Here is a 20,063-nt window from a genome sequence, read left to right on the forward strand (position 1 = left end):
ACCCTTTCCGCCACCCGGACGCTCCCCATGCGCACGCTTTATCCCGAGATCACTCCGTTTGCCGTCGAGGCGCTGGCGGTCGACGCGCTACACACGCTCCACGTTGAGCAGTGCGGCAACCCGGATGGCCTGCCGGTGATCTTCCTGCACGGCGGTCCCGGCGCGGGCCTGTCGGACTATCACCGGCGCTTCTTCGACCCCGCGCGCTATCGCATCGTGCTGTTCGACCAGCGCGGCGCGGGCCGCTCCACGCCGTTCGCCGAACTCACCGACAACAGCACCTGGCACCTGGTGGCCGACATCGAGGCGATCCGCACGCATCTGGGCATCGAGCGCTGGGTGGTGTTCGGCGGCTCGTGGGGCTCCACGCTGGCGCTGGCCTACGCGCAGGCGCATGCCGAGCGCGTACTGGGGCTGGTGCTGCGCGGCATCTTTCTGGGCCGCGAGGAGGAGCTGCGCTGGTTCAACGAAACCGACGGCGGCGCGCGGCTGATCTTTCCCGAGCGGTGGGCGCGCTTCGTGGGGCACATCCCCGAGGCCGAGCGCGACTCGATGCTGGAGGCCTACTGGCGCCGCCTCAGCAGCGACGACGAACGCACCCGGCTCGCCGCCGCGCAGGCCTGGAGCGCCTGGGAAGGCGGCAGCACCACGCTGGTGCACGAGCCCGACGCCGGCGGCGACTTCGAGGACCCGCACCGCGCGGTGAGCCTGGCGCTGATGGAGGCGCACTACTTCCGCCACCGCCTGTTCCTGGAAGACAACCAGCTGCTGCGCGACATCGATCGCATCCGCCACATCCCCGCGACCATCGTGCACGGCCGCTACGACATCATCTGCCCGATGAAGAGCGCTTGGGATCTCAGCCAGGCCTGGCCCGAGGCCGAGCTGCGCGTGGTGCTGGCCGGTCACAGCGCGGCCGACCCGGCGATCGTCGACGCCCTGGTCAGCGCCACCGACGCGCTGGCCGACCGCTACGGCTGAGCGCGGTGCCATACTGATCCGGTCCATCAGGAGAACGCCCATGCATTACGCACGTCTTGCCCTGATCAGCAGCCTCGCCCTCGGCGCGCTCGCGCCGGCCCACGCGCAGCACGGCATGGGCAGCCTCTCCAGCGACGCCTCCATGGCGCTGAAGAACATGAAGATCGCCGACCGCAACAAGGACGGCCTGATCAGTCGCGACGAGGCGCAGAAAGGCCCGGTGCCGTTCATCCGCGCACACTTCGACGCGATCGACCGCGAGCATCGCGGCGCCGTCTCGGTGGATGACGTGAAGGCTTACGTCGCCTCGCTGCAGCGCAAAGGCGTGCCCGCCGCGGCGTCCAGCGTCAAGCCGTAGCTTTCGGGCGGCTCGCCGCCATCCGCGCAAGAAGCGGATGGCCGGCGCGGCGAACCCCAGCGACACTGCGCGCTCCCCACCGGAGTGCGCCCATGCTGACCCTGTTCGACTACCTGCCCTCGCAGAACGCCTGGAAAGTGCGCCAATTGCTGCAGCACCTGCAGCGGCCGTATCGCACGGTCGAGGTGAGCATCTTCGAGGGCGAAGGCCAGCGCGCGGATTACCTGCGCATCAGCCCCACCGGCACGGTGCCGGCGATCCAGCTGGAGGATGGGCGCGCGCTGGCCGAGTCCAACGCGATCCTGATGTACCTGGCGCAGGACACGCCCTACCTTCCCGACGACGCGTTCGGCCGCGCCAAGGTGTGGCAGTGGCTGAGCTTCGAGCAGGAGCGGGTGGAGTCGGTGATCGGCGCGCTGCGCCACTGGACGCTCACCGGCAAGCTCGCCCGGCGCGCGCCGGCGATCGTCGAGGCCAAGCAGGCCGCGGCGCAGCGCACGCTGGCGATCCTCGAACGCGAATTGAGCTTGCGGCCGTTCCTCGCTGGTGACGCCTACACCATCGCCGACATCGCCGTGTTCGCCTACGGCAGCCGCGCCGAGGAAGCGGGCCTGTCGCTGGATGCCTACCCGCAGCTGCGCGCATGGATCGCCCGCGTGGCGGCGCAGCCCGGTCATCTCGCCGAGATGCATCCGTACCGGCTCGATCCGCATTCCAGCGGCGAGCTGCCCTGACCCAGCGGCCGGCGCACCGCGATCACGGCGACTGCGGCGGGGTTCCCTGCAGCAGCGGCGGCTGCGCCTCGTACCACTTCGACGCACCGACCAGGTGGAAATCCCGCTGGCCCTGGCCCTGGCCCAGCGCCACGCCGAGTCCGAGCACGCCCCAGCGCGCGTAGAGCACGCCGTCGGGCTTGCCGTCGAGGATGCGCAGCCGCGCATCGAGATCCACCCGGCGGTTATGCGCGCGCACGTCGTCGAGCACGAACTGCGCGCGATCATCCTTGCGCTTGCCCACCAGCAGCTGGCCGGTGGCGTCCAGCTCGCCGACGTCGACGATGCGCGCGATCCAGGCCGGAAAGGCGTGCCGCTTGGCGAACAGCGCCAGCAGCACGCTGGCGTCCTTCATCCGCAGCTTCGCATCACCGCGCAGGCGGAACGGTTCGTTCCAGTCCAGTACGCCGTGCTGCAGGGTCGCCTTGGCCCACCACGCGCGATCGTCCGCATCGTCCAGCCGCACGTGGCTCAGCGCCACGCCGAATGACGACAGCGCATAGCGACGCGGCGCGGTTTGCTGCGCGTGGTCGAGCGAGGCGTCCATGTTGAGGTCGGTATGCAGGCGCGCCACGCCCAGCGCGACGTCCAAGCCTTGGCCGTCGAGGTGGAGCTGGCCGGCGGTGACCACGCCCCCGCCGCCGAGCACGAGATCGGCGCTGCTGCGGCCATGGCCGCCGAGGATGCGCACGCTCTCGCCCGGCAGATAGCGGTTGTAGGTGCGCAGGTCGGGAATGCGCGCATCGCGGAAGTGCAACCGGCCGCGCGCCTGCTCGGCGAAGCGGCTGAGCATGGCACTCGAGTGCAGGTCGATCGCCAGGTCGTTACCGTGCAGGTACACCGCGTCGGGCTGTGCCGCCGCGGCGAGCGTATAGCGGTCGGCGGCGATCGACAGCGTCACCGGGTGCTCGCCCTGGCCCTCGACGCGGGCCTTGGCGCGGGCGTGCCCGGCGAACTCGTTGTCGAACACGCCCGCACGCAGGTTGACCCCCGGCAGTTCCGCGTGGCTACCGGGCTGCAGCACGCCTTGGCTCAGGCGCACGTCGGCATCCAGTTCGCCTGCCCCCTGCAGGCGCAGCCAGTCCTTGGCCAGCAGCGGCCCGAGCCAGTCGAGCGAGGCGAAGTGCCAGTGCAGCTGGAGCGATCCGTCCAGATGCGACCACGCATCGGCGCTGGCCAGGCGGCGCAGGTGCCGGCCCGCATAGCGCAGCTCGAGCTGCGCGCGGCGTTCGTCGTCGCCGGGCGAGGACACCGCGCGAGCACGCAGTTGCAGTTCGTCGGCGTGGGCCTGTACCAGCATCTGTGCCGGCACCACGTGCACGCGATGCGCCGGCGTGCCGATCGCCAGCGGTCCGTCCCAGCGCAGCACGCCGCCCTCCCCCAGGCGACCGCGATCGAACGACACGGCGGCATGCAGGCGGCCGTGTGCATCGGGATCGTCGCCGCCCAGCCAGTGCATGGGATCGCCCGGTTGCGGCGGCGACAGCGCCGGCGTCGTGGCGTCCAGCTGCAGCGTGGCCTGGAGCAGGTCGAACTTCTGCAGGCCGGCCGGCTGGTCGTGCCGGAACGGCGCCACCGTGCCGCGCATGTCCAGCGTCATGGCCGTCAACAACGGCTGGTCGCGGTAGGCCAGCCGGCCCTCGGTGACGTGCAGCGACGAAGGAAACACCTGCGTGGGGCCACCGCGCAGCTGGTGGGAAAAGCCGACGTCGGCGCTCGCCCGTCCGTCGAAGCTCAGGGCGAACCAGCGCACGTGGCGCAGCGAATCGGTACGCAGGCCGCGCAGGCTCACCGTCCACGCCTGCGGCGACCAGGGCGGCGGCCGCCGCTCGTGGTCGGCACGCACCACGCGCACGCGGACCGCGTCGGCATGCACGCCATCAAAGCTCAATCGGCGTTGCAGCAGCGGCAGCAGGGCGATGCGCCCATACGCACCGCGGCCAGTCACCGACCACTGCTTCCAGCGCGCATGCCCCGCCAGAGCGGGGTGGCGCAGGTACACCCAGCCCGGCCACGGCGTCACGCCCCAGGACCACTGCATGCGGAACCCCGCCGGCCGCTGGTTGACCACCCGCTCGCCCAGCGCCGTGTTGATGAACACGTTGCCGGCGAGCAGGTACAGCAGGTAACTGGCGGCAAGCGCGCGCAGGGTCCAGCGCAGCGGCTTGGGCAAGAGTCGCATCGGCGTTCCCGGTGGCAAACGGCGGCAGTATGCGCAGCCGTGCCGTGAGTGCCCGGTCGACGCTGGCCGGGCAGGCCTTGTGTCACGTCCGGGCGCCTGCGGCGCGATGGCATACTCGGCGTCTTCCCTTCATGGAGTTGCCCGATGCGCCTGTTGCCCACGCTCGCCGCGAGCGCCCTGCTGCTGCCGCTGGCCGCCCACGCGGCCGACCCGTATTCGTACGCGCAGCCCGATCAGGTGAAGGTCCGCCATCTCGACCTCGACCTCACGGTGGACTTCCCGCACAAGCAGCTGCACGGCCGCGCCACGCTGAGCCTGGACTGGGTCAACCCGACCGCGGCCTCGCTGGTGCTGGACACGCGCGACCTGAAGATCGCTCGCATCGAGGGCATCGACGCCAAGGGCCACGCCAGTGCGCTCACCTACGCCCTGGCGCCGCGCGACAAGCAGCTCGGCAGCAAGCTCACCATCGCCGCGCCGACGCATCCGGCCAAGGTGCGCATCGTCTACGACACCTCGCCCAAGGCCAGCGGCCTGCAGTGGCTGAGCCAGGCGCAGACCGCCGACAAGAAGCTTCCCTTCATGTTCTCGCAGTCCGAATCCATCCACGCGCGCTCGTGGGTACCTCTGCAGGATTCGCCGGCCATCCGCATCACGTACTCCGCCCATGTGAGCGCGCCAAAGGGCGTGCGCGTGGTGATGAGCGCGCTCAACGACGCCAAGCATCCGCTCAATGGCGACTTCTCGTTCGACCAGCCGCACGCGATCCCGTCCTACCTGCTGGCGATCGCCGCCGGCGACATCGCCGCCGAGGCCACCGGCCCGCGCAGCGCGGTGTACGCCGAGCCGTCGATGGTGCACAAGGCGGCACGCGAGTTCGACGACACGGAGAAGATGATCGCCACCACCGAGCAGCTCTACGGTCCCTACCGCTGGGGCCGCTACGACCTGATCGTGCTGCCGCCGTCGTTCCCGTTCGGTGGCATGGAAAACCCCAACATGACCTTCGCCACGCCGACGATTGTCGTGGGCGACAAGAGCCTGGCCTCGGTGATCTCGCACGAGCTGGCGCACAGCTGGTCGGGCAACCTGGTGACCAACGCCACCTGGCGCGATGGCTGGCTCAACGAGGGTTTCACCACCTACGTGCAGGGCCGCATCACCGAGGCGGTGTACGGCAAGTCGCTGGCCGACGAGGAGGCGCTGCTGTCGGCTCGCGCGCTGGAAAAGAACATCGGCAGCATGCCCGCCAACAGCCAGAAGCTGGCGCCGGTGCCGGGCGACGTGGATGCCGATGACGCGCTCTCCGACGTGGCCTACGACAAGGGCTCGTGGTTCCTGCGCACGCTGGAGCAGCGCTTCGGCCGTGCCGCGTTCGACCCGTACCTGAAGAGCTACTTCGACCACTTCGCCTTCCAGAGCATCACCACCGAGCAGATGCTGGCCTTCCTCAAGGCGAACCTGCTCGACAAGTACCCCGGCAAGATGAGCGAGGCCGAGGTGAAGGACTGGGTCTACGGCACCGGCATCCCCAAGGACGCACCGCTGCCGACCTCGGCGCGCTTCGACATGATCGACGCCAAGGTGAAGGCCTTCACCGCCGGCACGCTGAGCGCCGACCACCTCGACGCCAAGGGCTGGAACACGCAGGAGTGGATGTACTTCCTCGACCGCCTGCCCGACGCGCCCCAGCTCGATCAGATGCAGGCGCTGGATGCGGCCTGGCACCTCACCGGCACGCCCAACGCCGAGATCGGCATGCGCTGGTACATCCACGCCATCGCCGCGGGCGACAAGGACGTGTGGCCGGCCGCGCGCGAGCACATGAGCCGCATTGGCCGCATCTACCTCACCACGCCGGTGTATCGCGCCTTTGCTGCCACGCCCGAGGGCCTGGCCTACGCCGAGGCGTCCTACGCCAAGACCAAGGATGGCTATCACCCGCTGACCCAGCAGGTGATCGAGGGCATCTTCGCCAAGGCGAAGGCCAAGCCGACGAAGTAAGCGCGGGCGGGGTGGGGAACGCGGCCGGCGTCCCCACCTTGCCACGTCGATGCGCTGACACATCCGCGCCGTACCCTCCCCTCTTTCTGCACAGGCTCAGGCCATGTCTTCCACGCCCGCCACGACACCCGCCACCGCACGTCCCCTGTGGCAGCGCCTGCTGCTGCGACGGCTGAAGTTCCTGCTCGGCGTCATCGTGATCCTCGCGCTGGCGCTGGGCGGCAGCTACCTGTTTGCTCCGCAGTGGCTGCTGCGTGCTGACATCGCGCGCCAGGCGATGGCCGCGCACCTGGAGAGCAAGACCGTGCAGGCCGGCGACACGCGCTGGTCGTACTACGAGGGTGGCGAAGGCCCCACGCTGGTGCTGCTGCACGGCTACGACTCCAGCAAGGAGGTATGGCTGGAGGTAGCGAAGGAACTCACGCCGCACTTCCACCTGATCATTCCGGATCTGCCCGGCTGGGGCGATTCCTCGCGCAACGACAGCGCCAGCTACGACATCGACGCGCAGGCCGCACGCCTCGATGCATTCGCCCAGGCACTGGGTCTACGCAGCGTCACCGTGGTGGGGCACTCGATGGGCGGAGCGATCGCCGGCGTCTACGCGGCCGAGCATCCGCAGGTGGTCAATCGGCTGGTGCTGATGGACTCCTTCGGCCTGACCTCGAAGGAGAACGACTTCGCCCGCCGCTCGCTCGCCGGCACCAACCCCTTCATCTACGACGACCGCGCCGGCTTCCAGAAGGCCGAGTCGCTCGCGTTCGAGACCGTACCGGACCTGCCCGGGCGCTTCATCGACGTGCTGATCCAGCGCAACCAGCGCGACCGCGCGTTCCTCAACAAGACCTTCAACGAGCTGCGCCAGCCCTCGCAATATCTGGCCGTGCAGCAACGCCTGGACAAGCTCACCATGCCGGTGATGGGCCTGTGGTGCCGCGACGACAAGATCATCGACGTCTCAGCGCTGGACAGCCTGCGCAACGGCCTGATCAACGCCGCCGCGATCAGCACCACCACACTCAGCGGCTGCAACCACATGCCGATGCTGGAAAAGCCCGAGCAGACCGTGCAGGTGCTCACCGCGTTCGAGCTGTCGCACTGACCTTAGGTCTTTACGCCGAAAGGATCCGCCGCGACACTCCTCGCCCTATTTACCTTGGCAGAGTGCGTGGACGGGAAATGGACTTTCTGAAAGTAGTCTTCGTGCTGGTAGCGGTGGTAGCACTTTTCATCGCACCGGTGATGTACGCGGCCCGTGCACTCGGTGCCCAGCGCACCACGATCGGCCCGGTGCTGGGCTCGCTGGTGCTACTGGCGATTCTTTCCAAACTGCTCGATGCGCTGCACTGGGGCGGCATTTTCTTGCAGTCCATCGTATCCCTTGTGGCGAGTGCTCTGATCTACCAACTGGTGCTGAAGACGACGTTTCTCAAAGGGCTGGCGATCGGCCTGATCAGCGGCGTGGTTATGTTCATCGGCGCTCTGGTGATAGCCAAGATGGCCACCGGCTGATCTCGGTACCTCGTGTCCGCGAGCCACCCGAGGCGCGGACGTGTCATCTACCTCACAGTACCCCCGGCACTAGCGCCTTCACCCGCCGCATGTAGTCCTCGTAGCGCGCGCCGAACTGCTCGCGCATCCAGCGCTCTTCCAGCCGCAGCTTGAACCAAAACGAGCCGGCGACGATGGCCGTGCCGAGCAGGCCACGCCACTCGCCCAGCGCGAAGCTGGTGCCGAGGTAGGCCATCAGCAGGCCGGTGTAGATCGGGTGGCGCACCCAGCGGTACGGGCCGCGCTCGATCAGCTCGTGATCCCGCTTCACCTGCACCACCGCACTCCAGTTGCGCCCCAGCGTGGTCCGCGCCCAGATCGCGAAGGCCACCCCGGCCCACAGCAGCAGCACGCCGAGCAGGGGCAGCCACGGGTTGGATGGCGCGAAGCGCGCGCGCAGCAGGGTGTCTTCGCCTCCGCGCCACGGCAACACCAGCGCGGTGCCGACGATCAGCGGCAGCCAGTACTTCAGGAACCGGGCCGCGAACGGCTCGCTGCGCGCCGTCGATTTCACCGCCCGCGACTGGATCGCCCAGTACGCGAGGAAGACGAACCAGCCGAGGTTGATGAGCCAGACGATGGGCAGATGCATGAGGTGATCCGGTCGATGGACTTGAGGAGTCCGTACGGATCGCAGCGTGCTCGCGCGGCACCCGGGGCAGCAAGTTGCAGCTGTCATGCGCCAGGCGTGCGCCGGCACGTGAAGCGGTTGCTCACCCAGCAGCGGTAATGGCCACGGCCATCCGCCACAGACCGGCGACCAGCGCGAGCACACCGATCGCCCGGGCCACACGGTCGCCATGAAGCGACAGCCGCTCCCCGGCGATCGCGGCGGTGACCACGGCCATCACGCGCAGGTCCATCACTCCGCCGACCAGCAGGATCGCCGTCGGCCCGGCGCAGCTGGCCACGCAGTGGCACCCCAGGCGCAGGCCGGCTCGCCAGGCGCGGAAGGAGTGCGAGGGCGGGACGTCGACACCGGCGGGCCAGTGCCGACAATGCGCAAGCTGGCGCGCCTTCCATGCCGTGCACTGGAGCGCGCCGGCAAGCATCAGCACGGCGCCCATCGCAAGCGGCGTCGCGCGGGCGAGTGTGGGCCGCTCCAGCAAGCCGGCGGCCAGTGCCGTGCCCGTTACCGAGATCACGGCACCCAAGCCGATCCACACCAGCAGGTAGCCGCCGCCCACGCAGACAGTCAGTGCCGTGGGGTGCGTAACGCCCGCGTGTACCGACGCGCAGCGATAGCGCCACAGGTTCGGCGCGATCGCGGGCAGCATCATCGCCACCATCATCGTCGACCACATGCCGAGCCAGGCAGCCAGTTGCGTCGGGGCGCCCAGCCCGCACATAGCCAGCCAGTGCATCGACAGGCTCCAGCCCCCGCGCATCGGCAGCGCCGCCATTGCCGACATCGAGGCGCCGGCGCTGACGGTGACCGCGGCACAGACGACGAAAAGCACGACGCAACCGAGCGCGAACGCGCGCTGTGGCGCAGCGTCCGCAGGATCACACGCGCCGAATAGTCGTCCCACCCGCTCAGGGCGCGCCGTACTCATCGTGCCGCTTCCACCAGATGCCGGACTCGTTTCGCCCCTTCGGCGCCCGGTCCAGCCACTGGTACATGCCCCACAGCCCGTCCAGCCCGCGCGCGTAGGTGGAGTAGCAGTGATAGACCACGCCGTCTTCCAGCACGAAAGCGCTCATGCCCGGTCGGTCGCGCACGTAGGTTGGCGCGTCGGTGCCGCAGGAGGCGGCGAACTGCACCACCGGCTCGGGGAATTGCGTCGCCGCGATCGGATGGCCGCCGCGCCGGTAGTTGTACTCGACGGCGCCCGCGCGCTGCTGCGCCTCGGTGATCGAGGTGCTGAAATCGAAATTGAAGTCGCTGTCCTGCGAGGACGCCCACGGGAAGCGCCAGCCCAGCCGCTGCTTGTACGCCTGCAGTGTCGCCAGCGGCGCAAGCGACACCGCCATCAGCGTGACGTCGTGATTCGCCAGGTGCACCGCGAAGCCGTCGAAACCGTCGGCGATCGCCGAACATGAGGGGCAGCCGGCGCGGTAGTCCGGCCCGAACATGAAGTGGTAGATCAGCAGCTGCGAACGGCCGCGGAACAGCTGCGCCAACGTGGCCTCGCCATCGTCGGTGTCGAAACGGTACGGCTTGTCGATGCGCACCCAGGGCAGCGCCTGACGCTGCTGCGCCAGCTCATCGCTGCGCCGGGTGTGTTCCTTTTCGGCGGCGAGCAGTTCCAGTCGTTGCTCGAGCCATTGCTCGCGGGTGCCTACGGCATGCGTCGTCATGGCGGTCTCCTTTCGGGGTGGGGCAGAAAGTTCAGGCGGCGACCGGCGTGTGCCGGGCGTAATCCGCCAGTTGCGCGGTCAGCGCCTTGTGGAAGGCGGGGCGCGCCTCGCAGCGCTCGACGTAGGCAGCCAGCGTCGGAAAGCCCTCCACCAGATCGGTATGGCGCAGGAAGCGCAGCACCGTGGCCATCAGGATGTCGGCGGCGGTGAAGCGATCGAGCAGGTAGTCGCGCGCGCCGAGCCGGCGATCCAGTGCGGCCAGCCGCGCCTTCACCGTGTCGATCACGGCGGGGCGACGCAGCGCCACCCACGCTTCACCCGCGTGCAGCAGGTCCATCTCCAGCAACTGCTGCACCGGCGGCTCGACCGTGTTCACCGCGGCGAACATCCAGCTGAGCACCTCGGCCTGTGCGGTCGCCTCCGCCGGCATCAGCGCCGCCGACTCCGCGGCGATGCGATGCACGATGGCGGCCGATTCGAACAGCCCGCGGCCGTCCGCCTCGAACGCCGGCACCATGCCGAACGGCTGATGCCGGCGGTAGGCGCTGGCGTGACGCTCGTCGAAATCGATCAGCCGTACCTCATGCGTAAGGCCGGCCTCCTCCAGCGCCCAGCGCACGCGCAGGTCGCGCACCAGGCCTTGCGCGAACGGTGGCGCCCAGCGAAATCCCCAGACGACGATTTGGTCCATGATGCGTTCCTCATGCAGTGGATCGAGCCGCGGCTCGCGGCGCCGTAGCCGGATGTGCCGACCGAGCGGATAGGCTAGGTTCGGCCGAGCGAACGAAGGGAGTGACAACCGTGGCGCGATTGCGAACGAGGCGGCGGCGATGGATTCGCTGATCACCGCGGCGGCGCGCGCGCTGGCGGGCGGCGACCCGCTCGGCGCGCTCAAGCGCGTGGCGCTGCGCGACGACGCGCCCGCCCTGGCGCTGCGCGGCATCGCGATGGCGCAGCTGGGCGATTTCGCCCGCTCTAGGCTGCTGCTGCGGCGGGCCGCGCGCGCCTTCGGTGCGCACGCCGCCGTGGCACGCGCGCGCTGTGTGGTGGCCGAGGCGGAGGTGGCGTTGGCCTCACGCGAGCTGGGCTGGCCGGCAAAGACGCTGGACGCGGCCCGCGCCACGCTGGAGGCGCACGGCGACCGCGCGAACGCCGCGCACGCGCGCTATCTGGCGATCCGCCGACTGCTGCTGCTCGGCCGCCTCGACGAAGCCGAACCGATGCTCGACGTATGCGATCCCGCCTCGCTGCCGCCGGCCCTGCAGACGATCGACGCACTGGCGCGCGCGGGTATCGCCACGCGGTGGCTGCGTGCGGGAGCCGCGCGTGCGGCGCTCGATGCCGCCGTCCGCGCGGCGCATCGCGCCGGGATTCCCTCGCTGCTTGCCGAGGTCGAGCAGGCCATGGCCGCCTGGCGCGCACCGGCGGCGCGACTGCTCGCTGCCGGCGAGGAGCGGATGCTGCGGCTCGATGAGGTCGAGGCGTTGCTGGCCGCGGACCAGCTGTTGATCGATGGCTGCCGGCACGCCGTGCGCGCGGGCGACACCGTGGTGGCGCTGGCCCGCCGCCCAGTGCTGTTCACGCTGGCCCGCCTGCTGGGCGAGGCGTGGCCGCAGGACGTGCCGAGAAACGTTTTGATCGCCCGCGCGTTCCGGGCCCGGGCGATCGACGAGTCGCACCGCGCGCGGCTGCGCGTGGAGATGGGCCGGCTGCGCACGGCGCTGCGCGCGCTGGCCGAGGTGCAAGCCACCCGGCACGGTTACGCACTGATGCCGCGCGATGGACGCGCCGCGGCGGTGCTGACGCGGCCGGTCGAGGAGAAGCACGCCGCAGTGCTCGCCCTGCTCGCCGATGGCGAAGCGTGGTCGAGCTCGGCGCTGGCGCTGGCCCTGGGCGACAGCCAGCGCACCGTGCAGCGCGCGCTCGATGCGCTGGCGGTGGCCGGCGCGATCCAGCCGATCGGACGCGGCCGCGCGCGGCGCTGGATGACGCCGCCGCTGCCGGGATTCGCGACCGCCTTGTTACTCCCCGCGCCGCTGTCCGGCGACTAGGATGCGCTCACCCTCTGCACGGGATGGAACCATGAAGCGAGCAACCGCCGAGATCGTGCGCGAGCACGGCCCCTACCCCGAGGCCGACAACGTTGGCGGCGTAACCTACGACGGTCAGCGGGTATGGATGGCCACGGGCGACCGCCTGCGCGCCATCGACCCGGCCAGCGGCGAAACGCTGGGCGCGCTCGCCGTGCCCGCGCACGCCGGCACGGCGTTCGATGGCCGCCACCTGTTCCAGATTGCCGAAGACCGCATCCACCGGATTGATCCGCACAGCGGCGAGGTGCTCGCCTCGATTCCCGCCCCCGGTGGCGGCGGCGACTCCGGCCTGGCCTGGGCCGAGGGCACGCTGTGGGTGGGGCAATACCGCGGGCGCAAGATCCACCAGGTGGATCCGCAGACCGGCGCGGTGCTGCGCACCATCGAGTCGAATCGCTTCGTCACCGGCGTCACCTGGGTCGACGGCGAGCTGTGGCATGCCACCTGGGAAGACGAGCAGAGCGAATTGCGGCACCTCGATGCCGACACCGGCGAGGTGCTGGAAAGCCTGGAGATGCCGCCGGGTATCGTGGTGTCGGGGCTGGATTCGGACGGGGCCGACACGTTCTTCTGCGGCGGCGGCAGCAGCGGCAAGCTGCGCGCCGTGCGGCGCCCGAAGCGGGGCGCGACGGGGGAACGCTGAGAGGCCGGTGCGGCTCGAGTAGCGCCGGCGAGAGCCTCAGCGCCGCGGTGTCACTTGCGCAACGGCGGCTCGATGATCGGCGTGTCGCGCGCTGGCATGACGTACGTGCGCGATGCTTGCAGCGACATCAGTCGGCGACGTCAGCCACCAGGCGATCCAGCTCGGCCTTCAGCAGCGAGCCGTTCTGGCGCAGCCAGTCGCGCTGCTCGCGCCAGCTGGGAAACAGCGTTTCGACCTGGGCCCAGAAGCGCGGCGAGTGGTTGCGCACCTTGAGGTGGCACAGCTCGTGGGCGAGCACGTAGCGCAGCGCCGCCGGCGGGGCCAGCGCGAGGGCGAGATCGAGATTGATGCGGTCGCGGGTGTCCAGGCTGCCCCACAGGCTTTTCAGCGGGCGGATCTTCAGCGCGGTGGGCGCCAGGCCGAGCTGCGGCACGTAGCTGGCCAGCCAGCGCGACACGTCACGGCGGATCAGCGATTCGAAATGCGAGGCGAGCAGGCCGCGCGCCACTGGCAGCGCCCGCGTGTGCGGGCGCGGGATGATCAAGGTGATGCCGGCCTCGGCCGTCTCGATGCGCGGGTACGGGCCTTCGGCCCAGTCCAGCTGCACGCGTTCGCCACGCACCGGGATCTCGGTGGCGTAGCCCACGCGCAGCGGCGGCAGCGGCTTCACCAGCAGGTTGAGCTCGTCGAGCTTTTGCTCCAGCCAGTCCGCGTGGCTGCGCAGGAAGGCGCTGACCTGGGCCGGATGGGTGCCGTGCGGGTAGGTGACGCGCGCGCCCTTGGGCGTCACGGTGAGGCGCAGACGGCGGGCGCGCGGGTGCGCCGCCTTCAGCACGCGGATCGTGCTGCCGCCGGCGGTCGCCAGTTCCAGCCAGTCGCCTTCGAGTTGCTGCGCCATGCTGCCGTCTGCCTGTGGGTCGAACCGGGACACGGGCGGCGGCACTGCGCGCCCGGGGGGTGTCGATCTGGATTCTGGCAGGGTTTGGCGACGCGCACGTGATGTTTCAACGGGGTGCGGCCACGGCTCTCGTGGCGCGCACCATGCGCCGGCGTATGTCAGGCGTCGGCCGGCCGCGGCAGGCCAAACCATTCCTCCAGCTTGGCCAGCAGGCGCTCCAGCTCCAACGTGAGCAGGGCGAAGCTGGCGTCGGCCTCGGCGGCGGCGTCCTGGTGGCTGTCGCCCATCTCGTCGAGCACCACGTCGAGAAACTTCAGCTTGCGCACGATCAGGTCCTCGCCGAGCACGAAGCTCATGCGGTCGTCGAACACCAGCCCGAGCTGAAACACCTGCTTGCCGTTGCGCAGGTGCTCCTTGATCTCCTCGCTGTCCAGATCCTGCCGGCGGCACTTGGCGATGGCGCCGGTGGCGCTGGCCGGATCGCGCAGCTCCACTTCGTCGCCCAGCGCCAGACCGGCCGGCAGCGTGCCGTTGGCGAGCCAGTCGGTCATCAGCACGCGCGGGCCCTCCTCCGGCGCCAGCGGCACGGCGGGGAAGCTGCCCAGCGCCTCGCGGATCTGGGTGAGCGCGTTCTCGGCCGACTTGCGGCTGGAGGTATCGAGCACCAGCCAGCCGTGCCTCTTGTCGACGTAGGCGGACAACCGCGAGGTGCGCACGAAGGCGCGCGGCAGCAGCTCGGTGAGCAGGTCTTCCTTGATCCGCTTGCGCTCGCGGCCGCCGACCTTGCGCCCCTCTTCCTCGGCGATCTTCTGCACCTTGCGCTGCAGCTCGTCGTTGATCACGGCGGCCGGCAGCAGCTTGTCCTCACCGCCCACGGTGACCATGGTGCAGGCGTTCACGACATGGGTGAGCGCGGCCTCCTCGCCGCGACCCACCGGCGGCACGAAGCCCTTGGTGAACATTTCCATGGGGCCGCAGGGGCGCAGGCGGTGCTCGGCGAGGGCATCGTCGAGCCGGTCCAGGTCAGTAGCGACGGCGGGGGAAAAGCGGAACAGGGTGAGATTGCGAAAAAACATGCGGTGTCCGGGTTGGGGCGCGGCAGGCCGCGTGAGCGGGCGGCTGCGCGGGATAACAGGGGCGAAGGGTGCAGGCCGGTGCTGTGGACACGCACGCCGTTCGCCCGGACCTCCTCACCGTCCTCCCGGCGAACCCCGCCGAAGGGACAGGTGCAGGGAGGATGACCGTGGAGGTTGATGCGTTTGTGGATCAGCGGCTGCGACAGCCGCCTCAGCCCACCACCTTAGCGATCGCGTCGGCGACGTAACCGAGGTTCTGGGTATTCAACGCCGCCACGCAGATGCGCCCGGTGCCGAGCGCGTAGATGGCGAACTCCTCACGCAGCCGTTCGACCTGCGCCTTGCTCAGGCCCGAGTAGGAAAACATGCCCGCCTGGCGCTGGATGAATCCGAACTCGTGGCCGTGCGCGGCCAGCTTCTGCACCAGCCCGGCGCGCATCGCATGGATGCGCTCGCGCATCGCGCCCAGTTCGCTCTCCCACAGCGCGCGCAGCTCGGTGCTGGCCAGCACGCCGGCGACCAGCTGGCCGCCGTGCGCCGCCGGGCTAGAGTAGTTGGCGCGGATGGTCTGTTTGATCTTCGAGCGCAGGCGCGCGGCCTCGTCGCGGTCGGCGCCGATCATCGACAGCACGCCCACGCGCTCGCCGTACAGCGAGAACGATTTGGAATACGAGCTGGCCACCACGAACGCCTCGATGCCCGACTCGGCGAACATGCGCACCGCGGTGGCATCGGCGTCGATGCCCTGATCGAAACCCTGGTAGGCCATGTCGACGAAGGGCAGCAGGCCGCGCTCCTTCACCAGCTCCACCACTTGCGCCCACTGGTCGGGGTTGAGGTCCACGCCGGTGGGGTTGTGGCAGCACGCGTGCAGCAGCACCACGGTGCCGGGCTGAAGCTTGCCCAGATCCTCCAGCATGCCCGCGAAGTCCAGACCGCGGGTGGCGTCGTCGTAGTAGCGGTAATCCTGCAGCTGGAAGCCGGCGGTGCGGAACACCACGTGATGGTTGCCCCAGCTCGGGTTGCTGATCGCGATGCGCGCCTGGTCGCCGGCCACCTGCTTGAGCAGGTCCGCCGCCACGCGCAGCGCGCCGCTGCCGCCGATGGTCTGTGCGGTGGCCACGCGGCCGGCTTCGAGCAGCGGCGAGCCCTCGCCGAACAGCAGCTCCTGGCTGAGCTTGTTGTACGCCGGCAGGCCGTCGATCGGCAGGTAACCGCGCGGCTGCGTATCGCGCGCCAGCGCCTGTTCCACCTGCTGCACGGCCTTAAGCACCGGCACGCGGCCCTGTTCGTCGGTGTAGATGCCCACGCCCAGGTTCACCTTGTTCGATCGCGGGTCGGCGACGAACGCCTCGGTGAGGCCGAGGATCGGATCGCCCGGGGCCATTTCAACGAATGCAAAGATGGACATGACGGTACTCGAAAGAAAGTAATTGGAAGTATGGACGGCTAAACGATTTCATCGGCGGCCGGCTCGCCAGCATAACCGGCCAGCTACGCATGCGCATCGGCGCGCGCCGCACCCTCGGCCGCTCCCAACGAGGCGAAATCGAACAGCTTGCGGTCAGCCAGCTGCGAGGGCGACACGCTGCCCAGCGCGCGGAAGATGTTTTCGCTGCGTCCGGGCTGGAGCCTCTCCCACTCGGCCAGCATCTGGCCCACGGCCTTGCGCTGCAGGTTCTCCTGCGAGCCGCACAGATTGCACGGGATGATCGGAAAGGCGCGCTCGGCGGCGTACGCGGCGATGTCGCTTTCCTTGCAATAGGCCAGCGGACGGATCACCACGTGGCGGCCATCGTCCGAGCGCAGCTTCGGCGGCATCGCCTTGAGCTGGGCCTGGTAGAACAGGTTGAGGAAGAACGTGCCCAGGATGTCGTCGCGATGGTGGCCCAGCGCGATCTTGCTGATGCCGTTTTCCGCCGCCCACTGGTACAGCGCGCCGCGGCGCAGGCGCGAGCACAGGCTGCACATGGTCTTGCCGGCAGGGATCACCCGGGTCACCGTGCTGTAGGTGTCCTGCTCGATGATGTGGAACGGCACGCTGCGCGCGGTGAGGTAGTCCGGCAGCACGTGGGCGGGAAAGCCCGGCTGCTTCTGGTCGAGGTTCACCGCCACCAGCTTGAAGCGCACCGGCGCCTTGGCCTGCAGCGACAGCAACATGTCCAGCAGGGTGTAGGAATCCTTGCCGCCGGACAGGCATACCATCACGGTATCGCCGTCCTCGATCATGTTGAAGTCGGCGATCGCCTGGCCCACCTGGTGGCGCAGGCGCTTGGCCAACTTGCCGGCTTCGTAGCTGTGCTTGCGGGAGGGGTCGGGCGAGGCGGACATGGGCGGCGGTAGCGAGCGGGAGACGGCCATTGTAGCGGGCTGACCCGGGCCGGTCCGGGAGCGTACACTGCGGCCTTTCTTCCACACGCGCCCGCCATGACGGCCCCGGACCTGCCCTCGATCGCCCAGACGCTGGCCGAATTGCGGCGCGAACACCGCGCGCTGGACACGCAGGTGGCCGAGATGATCGCCGCCGGCTCACGCGACGAGCTGCAGATCACCCGCATGAAGAAGCGCAAGCTGCTGCTGAAGGACGCGATCGCGCGGCTGGAAAGCAAGCAGATTCCCGATCTCGATGCCTGAGGGCTCCGCATGACGCTCGCCCCGGTGCACCTGGAAGACGACCACGTGCTGCTCGAACCGCTGCACGCCGATCACGCGCCGGCACTGGAAGCGGCCGCCGCCGATGGCGAGCTGTGGAAGCTGTGGTTCACCAGCGCGCCGCCGCCGGGCACCGCGGTCGACTACGTCGCCGCCGCTCTCGCCGGCCAGGCGACCGGGCGCATGCTGGCGTTCGCGGTGCGCGAGAAACGCTACGGCGAGATCGTCGGCACCACCCGCTACTACGATTTCGACCCGGCGCTGCCGCGCATCGCCATCGGCTACACCTGGTACGCCAAGCGCTGGCAGAAGAGCCACCTCAACACCGCCTGCAAACGCCTGCTGCTCAGGCACGCCTTCACCGCGCTGGACTGCGTAGCGGTGGAATTCCACACCGACCACCGCAACCTCGACTCGCAGCGCGCGATCGAACGCCTGGGCGCGCATCGCGATGGCGTGCTGCGCGCCCACAAGCGCCGCCCGGACGGCACGCTGCGCGACACCGTGTGTTACTCGATCCTCGCCGGCGAGTGGCCCGACGTGCAGCGCTGGCTCGCAATGCGCCTGCAACGCCTCACCGCCGCCTGAACCCGCCGCCGCTGTCGTAGGAGCCCGCTCGCGGGCGATGGCTTTCGCTTTGAAATGGCATCAGAGCAAGAGCATCGCCCGCGAGCGGGCTCCTACAAAAGGCGGTTGGCTGGCTCGCTTCAGTCGCCGCGGGAGCCATCTCTCACGAGCGGGACCGACGCCCTCGACGCTGGCTCGCGATGCGCCACGAACGCCTCACCCGCACCTGGCGCGCCATCGTAGGAGCCCGCTCGCGGGCGATGGCTTTCCGCTTTGATGCAGCATCAGAGCCAGGAGCATCGCCCGCGAGCGTGCTCCTACAAGAAAGCGGTTGGCTGGCTCGCTTCAGTCGCCGCTGGAGCCATCTCTCACGAGCGGGATCGACACCCTCGACGCTGGCTGGCGATGCGCCAGAAACGCCTCACCCGCACCTGACGCGCGCCATCGTAGGAGCCCGCTCGCGGGCGATGCCTTTCCGCTTTGATACCGCATCAGCGCCAATAGCAGCGACCGCGAGCGGACTCCTACAGCAGACGGTTGGCCAGGCGGTCGAGGCGGACGCCCTTGAGACGGCGCAGCAGCTTGCGCACGGGCGCGGGGTAGTCGCGCGCGGTGTCCAGTGCGTGGTGATCGCGCAGGCGCTTGGCGTGGCGCTTGAGCGCCGCCCACTCGGCAGCGTGCTGGGCACGCAGGTGGCTGTGCGGATCACGCAGCACCAGGGCGTTTTCCAGATCCAGCGCCCAGGCGCGCGGGTTGAGATTGTTGCCAGTGAGCACGGCCACGTCGTGGTCGATGAACAGCCCCTTGAGGTGGTAGCTGTTGTCGGCGTGCTTCCACAGGTGCAGCGCCAGCTGGCCGCTGGCCAGATGCTTGCGGTGCACGCGCGCAAAGCGGCGCAGGTTGCTCTCGTAGAGATAGGGCAGCACGCCGATGGTGCGGAACGGCTGGCCCGGCGGGATGTAGAAGTCGTTGGCGACCTTGTCGCCGACCATGATCTCCACCGTGCAGCCGCGCCGCAGCAGCTGGCCGATGGCGGCGCGCACCGGCCGCGGCAGGTTGAAGTACGGCGTGAGCAGCACCACCCGCTCGCGCGCGCTGGCGAGCAGCGCCAGCAGGGTGTCGTTGAGGGCGTTGCCGGTGCGGCCGAAGCCGGCCAGCGGCGTCACCGCCACGGTATCTTCGCCGGGCGGCTCCGGCGTCACCTCGTAGCGCGCCTCGGCCAGTTGCTGGCGCAGCGCGCGGATCGCCGGCAGCAGGCTGGCGGTGGTCGGCACCTCGGGTACGTTCAGGCGTGGCACCGCCGGTTGATCCATGAGATGGCGCTGCACGAAGCCGGCCATCGCATCGGCTAGCGGCGCGTGGCGCAGCAGGTGATAGCGGTCCAGCCGGTAGCGCCCGTGGCGGGCCAGGTAGACGTCGTTGAGGCTGGCGCCGGAATAGAGCACGGTGTCGTCGATCACCATGCCCTTCAGGTGCAGCACGCCGAACAATTCGCGGTTCTGTACCGGCACGCCGTAGATCGCCACGCCGTCGCCGCGCTCGCGCGCCCAGGCGCGGTACATGCCGGCGTTGCCCTCGCTGCGTGCCTTGCCGATCAGGCCGCGCTGGGCGCGGTGCCAGTCCACGAACACGGCAATCTCCAGCGCCGGCCGGCGCGCCTTGGCCGCGTACAGCGCATCGAGCACCTCGCGGCCGCCGTCGTCGTCTTCCAGGTACAGCGCCACGATCACGATGCGCCGCTCGGCGGCGGCGATCGCCGCCAGCAAGCGCTCGCGATAGGCCGCCGGGTCCGGCAGCGTCTCGATCGTGGACGCGGGCACGGCAAAGGCCGGCAGCGCATCGAGCTGCGGCTGTCGCCGTGCGGCGCGGCGGAACGGCAGCAGTCGGCTCGCCACGCGGGCGGGAAGGCGGGTCAGTCGTTTCATGTCGGGCAAGGGTGCCGCCGCAGACGTCGTCACAAAGTGTCGAGCATGCCCGGCGCGAC

At 69.7% G+C, this 20,063-nt stretch carries 20 protein-coding genes; 10 read left to right on the forward strand and 10 right to left on the reverse strand.

Features of this window, described 5'->3' with window-relative positions:
• The first annotated feature begins 27 nt into the window (after positions 1-27).
• From pip to ACQVBX_RS13690, 3 genes are all read left to right on the forward strand, one after another.
• On the forward strand, positions 28-981 hold the full coding sequence (pip, locus tag ACQVBX_RS13680; RefSeq protein WP_431634772.1) for a prolyl aminopeptidase: 954 nt from the start codon (positions 28-30) through the stop codon (positions 979-981).
• Between the two features lie 40 nt (positions 982-1,021).
• On the forward strand, positions 1,022-1,339 hold the full coding sequence (locus ACQVBX_RS13685) for an EF-hand domain-containing protein (protein ID WP_431634773.1): 318 nt from the start codon (positions 1,022-1,024) through the stop codon (positions 1,337-1,339).
• Between the two features lie 92 nt (positions 1,340-1,431).
• Positions 1,432-2,073, forward strand: a complete 642-nt coding sequence (locus ACQVBX_RS13690; protein ID WP_431634774.1) for a glutathione S-transferase family protein — start codon at positions 1,432-1,434, stop codon at positions 2,071-2,073.
• A gap of 22 nt (positions 2,074-2,095) precedes the next feature.
• Here the strand turns inward: ACQVBX_RS13690 and ACQVBX_RS13695 are convergent, their stop codons facing one another.
• Positions 2,096-4,294: a hypothetical protein gene (locus ACQVBX_RS13695; protein WP_431634776.1), complete on the reverse strand. Its 2,199-nt coding sequence runs from the start codon at positions 4,292-4,294 to the stop codon at positions 2,096-2,098.
• Positions 4,295-4,438: 144 nt separating this feature from the next.
• Between ACQVBX_RS13695 and ACQVBX_RS13700 the strand changes: the two genes are divergently transcribed.
• The 3 genes from ACQVBX_RS13700 (at position 4,439) to ACQVBX_RS13710 (ending at position 7,810) form a co-directional block, all read left to right on the forward strand.
• Positions 4,439-6,298: a M1 family metallopeptidase gene (locus ACQVBX_RS13700; RefSeq protein WP_431634777.1), complete on the forward strand. Its 1,860-nt coding sequence runs from the start codon at positions 4,439-4,441 to the stop codon at positions 6,296-6,298.
• A gap of 103 nt (positions 6,299-6,401) precedes the next feature.
• Positions 6,402-7,400, forward strand: a complete 999-nt coding sequence (locus ACQVBX_RS13705) for an alpha/beta fold hydrolase (RefSeq protein WP_431634778.1) — start codon at positions 6,402-6,404, stop codon at positions 7,398-7,400.
• A 77-nt stretch (positions 7,401-7,477) separates the two neighbouring features.
• Entirely contained in the window at positions 7,478-7,810 is a 333-nt protein-coding gene (locus ACQVBX_RS13710) for a hypothetical protein (protein WP_431634780.1), read from the forward strand.
• Positions 7,811-7,862: 52 nt separating this feature from the next.
• On the opposite strand, the gene ACQVBX_RS13715 is transcribed toward ACQVBX_RS13710, so the two are convergent.
• The 4 genes from ACQVBX_RS13715 to ACQVBX_RS13730 all read right to left on the reverse strand — a co-directional run bounded on the left by ACQVBX_RS13715 (position 7,863) and on the right by ACQVBX_RS13730 (position 10,841).
• Positions 7,863-8,441 (reverse strand): methyltransferase family protein, encoded by a 579-nt coding sequence (locus ACQVBX_RS13715; RefSeq protein WP_431634781.1) that lies wholly within the window; start codon positions 8,439-8,441, stop codon positions 7,863-7,865.
• Positions 8,442-8,562: 121 nt separating this feature from the next.
• The gene (locus ACQVBX_RS13720) at positions 8,563-9,405 is read right to left on the reverse strand and encodes a DUF2182 domain-containing protein (RefSeq protein ID WP_431634782.1); all 843 of its coding nucleotides are present in this window, start codon (positions 9,403-9,405) and stop codon (positions 8,563-8,565) included.
• On the reverse strand, positions 9,386-10,150 hold the full coding sequence (locus ACQVBX_RS13725; RefSeq protein WP_431634784.1) for a DUF899 domain-containing protein: 765 nt from the start codon (positions 10,148-10,150) through the stop codon (positions 9,386-9,388). Before ACQVBX_RS13725 ends, ACQVBX_RS13720 begins: the two co-directional genes overlap by 20 nt.
• 31 nt (positions 10,151-10,181) lie before the next feature.
• A complete protein-coding gene (locus ACQVBX_RS13730; RefSeq protein WP_431634786.1) occupies positions 10,182-10,841 on the reverse strand; it encodes a glutathione S-transferase family protein in 660 nt (219 codons plus the stop codon).
• 139 nt (positions 10,842-10,980) lie between these two features.
• Here ACQVBX_RS13730 and ACQVBX_RS13735 point away from each other — a divergent pair, with 139 nt between their 5' ends.
• Complete coding sequence (locus tag ACQVBX_RS13735) at positions 10,981-12,201, forward strand: helix-turn-helix domain-containing protein (RefSeq protein WP_431634787.1); 1,221 nt, start codon at positions 10,981-10,983, stop codon at positions 12,199-12,201.
• A 31-nt stretch (positions 12,202-12,232) separates the two neighbouring features.
• Positions 12,233-12,886: a Vgb family protein gene (locus ACQVBX_RS13740; RefSeq protein ID WP_431634788.1), complete on the forward strand. Its 654-nt coding sequence runs from the start codon at positions 12,233-12,235 to the stop codon at positions 12,884-12,886.
• 127 nt (positions 12,887-13,013) lie between these two features.
• On the opposite strand, the gene ACQVBX_RS13745 is transcribed toward ACQVBX_RS13740, so the two are convergent.
• The 4 genes from ACQVBX_RS13745 to ttcA all read right to left on the reverse strand — a co-directional run bounded on the left by ACQVBX_RS13745 (position 13,014) and on the right by ttcA (position 17,191).
• On the reverse strand, positions 13,014-13,784 hold the full coding sequence (locus tag ACQVBX_RS13745) for a M48 family metallopeptidase (RefSeq protein ID WP_431634789.1): 771 nt from the start codon (positions 13,782-13,784) through the stop codon (positions 13,014-13,016).
• Positions 13,785-13,942: 158 nt separating this feature from the next.
• Positions 13,943-14,860: a recombination-associated protein RdgC gene (locus ACQVBX_RS13750; protein WP_431634791.1), complete on the reverse strand. Its 918-nt coding sequence runs from the start codon at positions 14,858-14,860 to the stop codon at positions 13,943-13,945.
• Between the two features lie 211 nt (positions 14,861-15,071).
• Entirely contained in the window at positions 15,072-16,271 is a 1,200-nt protein-coding gene (locus tag ACQVBX_RS13755; RefSeq protein ID WP_431634792.1) for an aromatic amino acid transaminase, read from the reverse strand.
• 83 nt (positions 16,272-16,354) lie between these two features.
• A complete protein-coding gene (ttcA, locus tag ACQVBX_RS13760; RefSeq protein WP_431634793.1) occupies positions 16,355-17,191 on the reverse strand; it encodes a tRNA 2-thiocytidine(32) synthetase TtcA in 837 nt (278 codons plus the stop codon).
• A 96-nt stretch (positions 17,192-17,287) separates the two neighbouring features.
• Between ttcA and ACQVBX_RS13765 the strand changes: the two genes are divergently transcribed.
• Both ACQVBX_RS13765 and ACQVBX_RS13770 read left to right on the forward strand, forming a co-directional pair.
• Positions 17,288-17,494 (forward strand): YdcH family protein, encoded by a 207-nt coding sequence (locus ACQVBX_RS13765; RefSeq protein ID WP_431634794.1) that lies wholly within the window; start codon positions 17,288-17,290, stop codon positions 17,492-17,494.
• A 9-nt stretch (positions 17,495-17,503) separates the two neighbouring features.
• Positions 17,504-18,100, forward strand: coding sequence for a GNAT family N-acetyltransferase (locus ACQVBX_RS13770; protein WP_431634796.1), 597 nt, complete (start codon positions 17,504-17,506; stop codon positions 18,098-18,100).
• Between the two features lie 503 nt (positions 18,101-18,603).
• On the opposite strand, the gene pssA is transcribed toward ACQVBX_RS13770, so the two are convergent.
• Entirely contained in the window at positions 18,604-20,004 is a 1,401-nt protein-coding gene (gene pssA, locus ACQVBX_RS13775; protein WP_431634797.1) for a CDP-diacylglycerol--serine O-phosphatidyltransferase, read from the reverse strand.
• Positions 20,005-20,063 lie beyond the last annotated feature (59 nt).

The organism is Dyella thailandensis (assembly GCF_050749815.1).
Lineage (GTDB): Bacteria > Pseudomonadota > Gammaproteobacteria > Xanthomonadales > Rhodanobacteraceae > Dyella_A.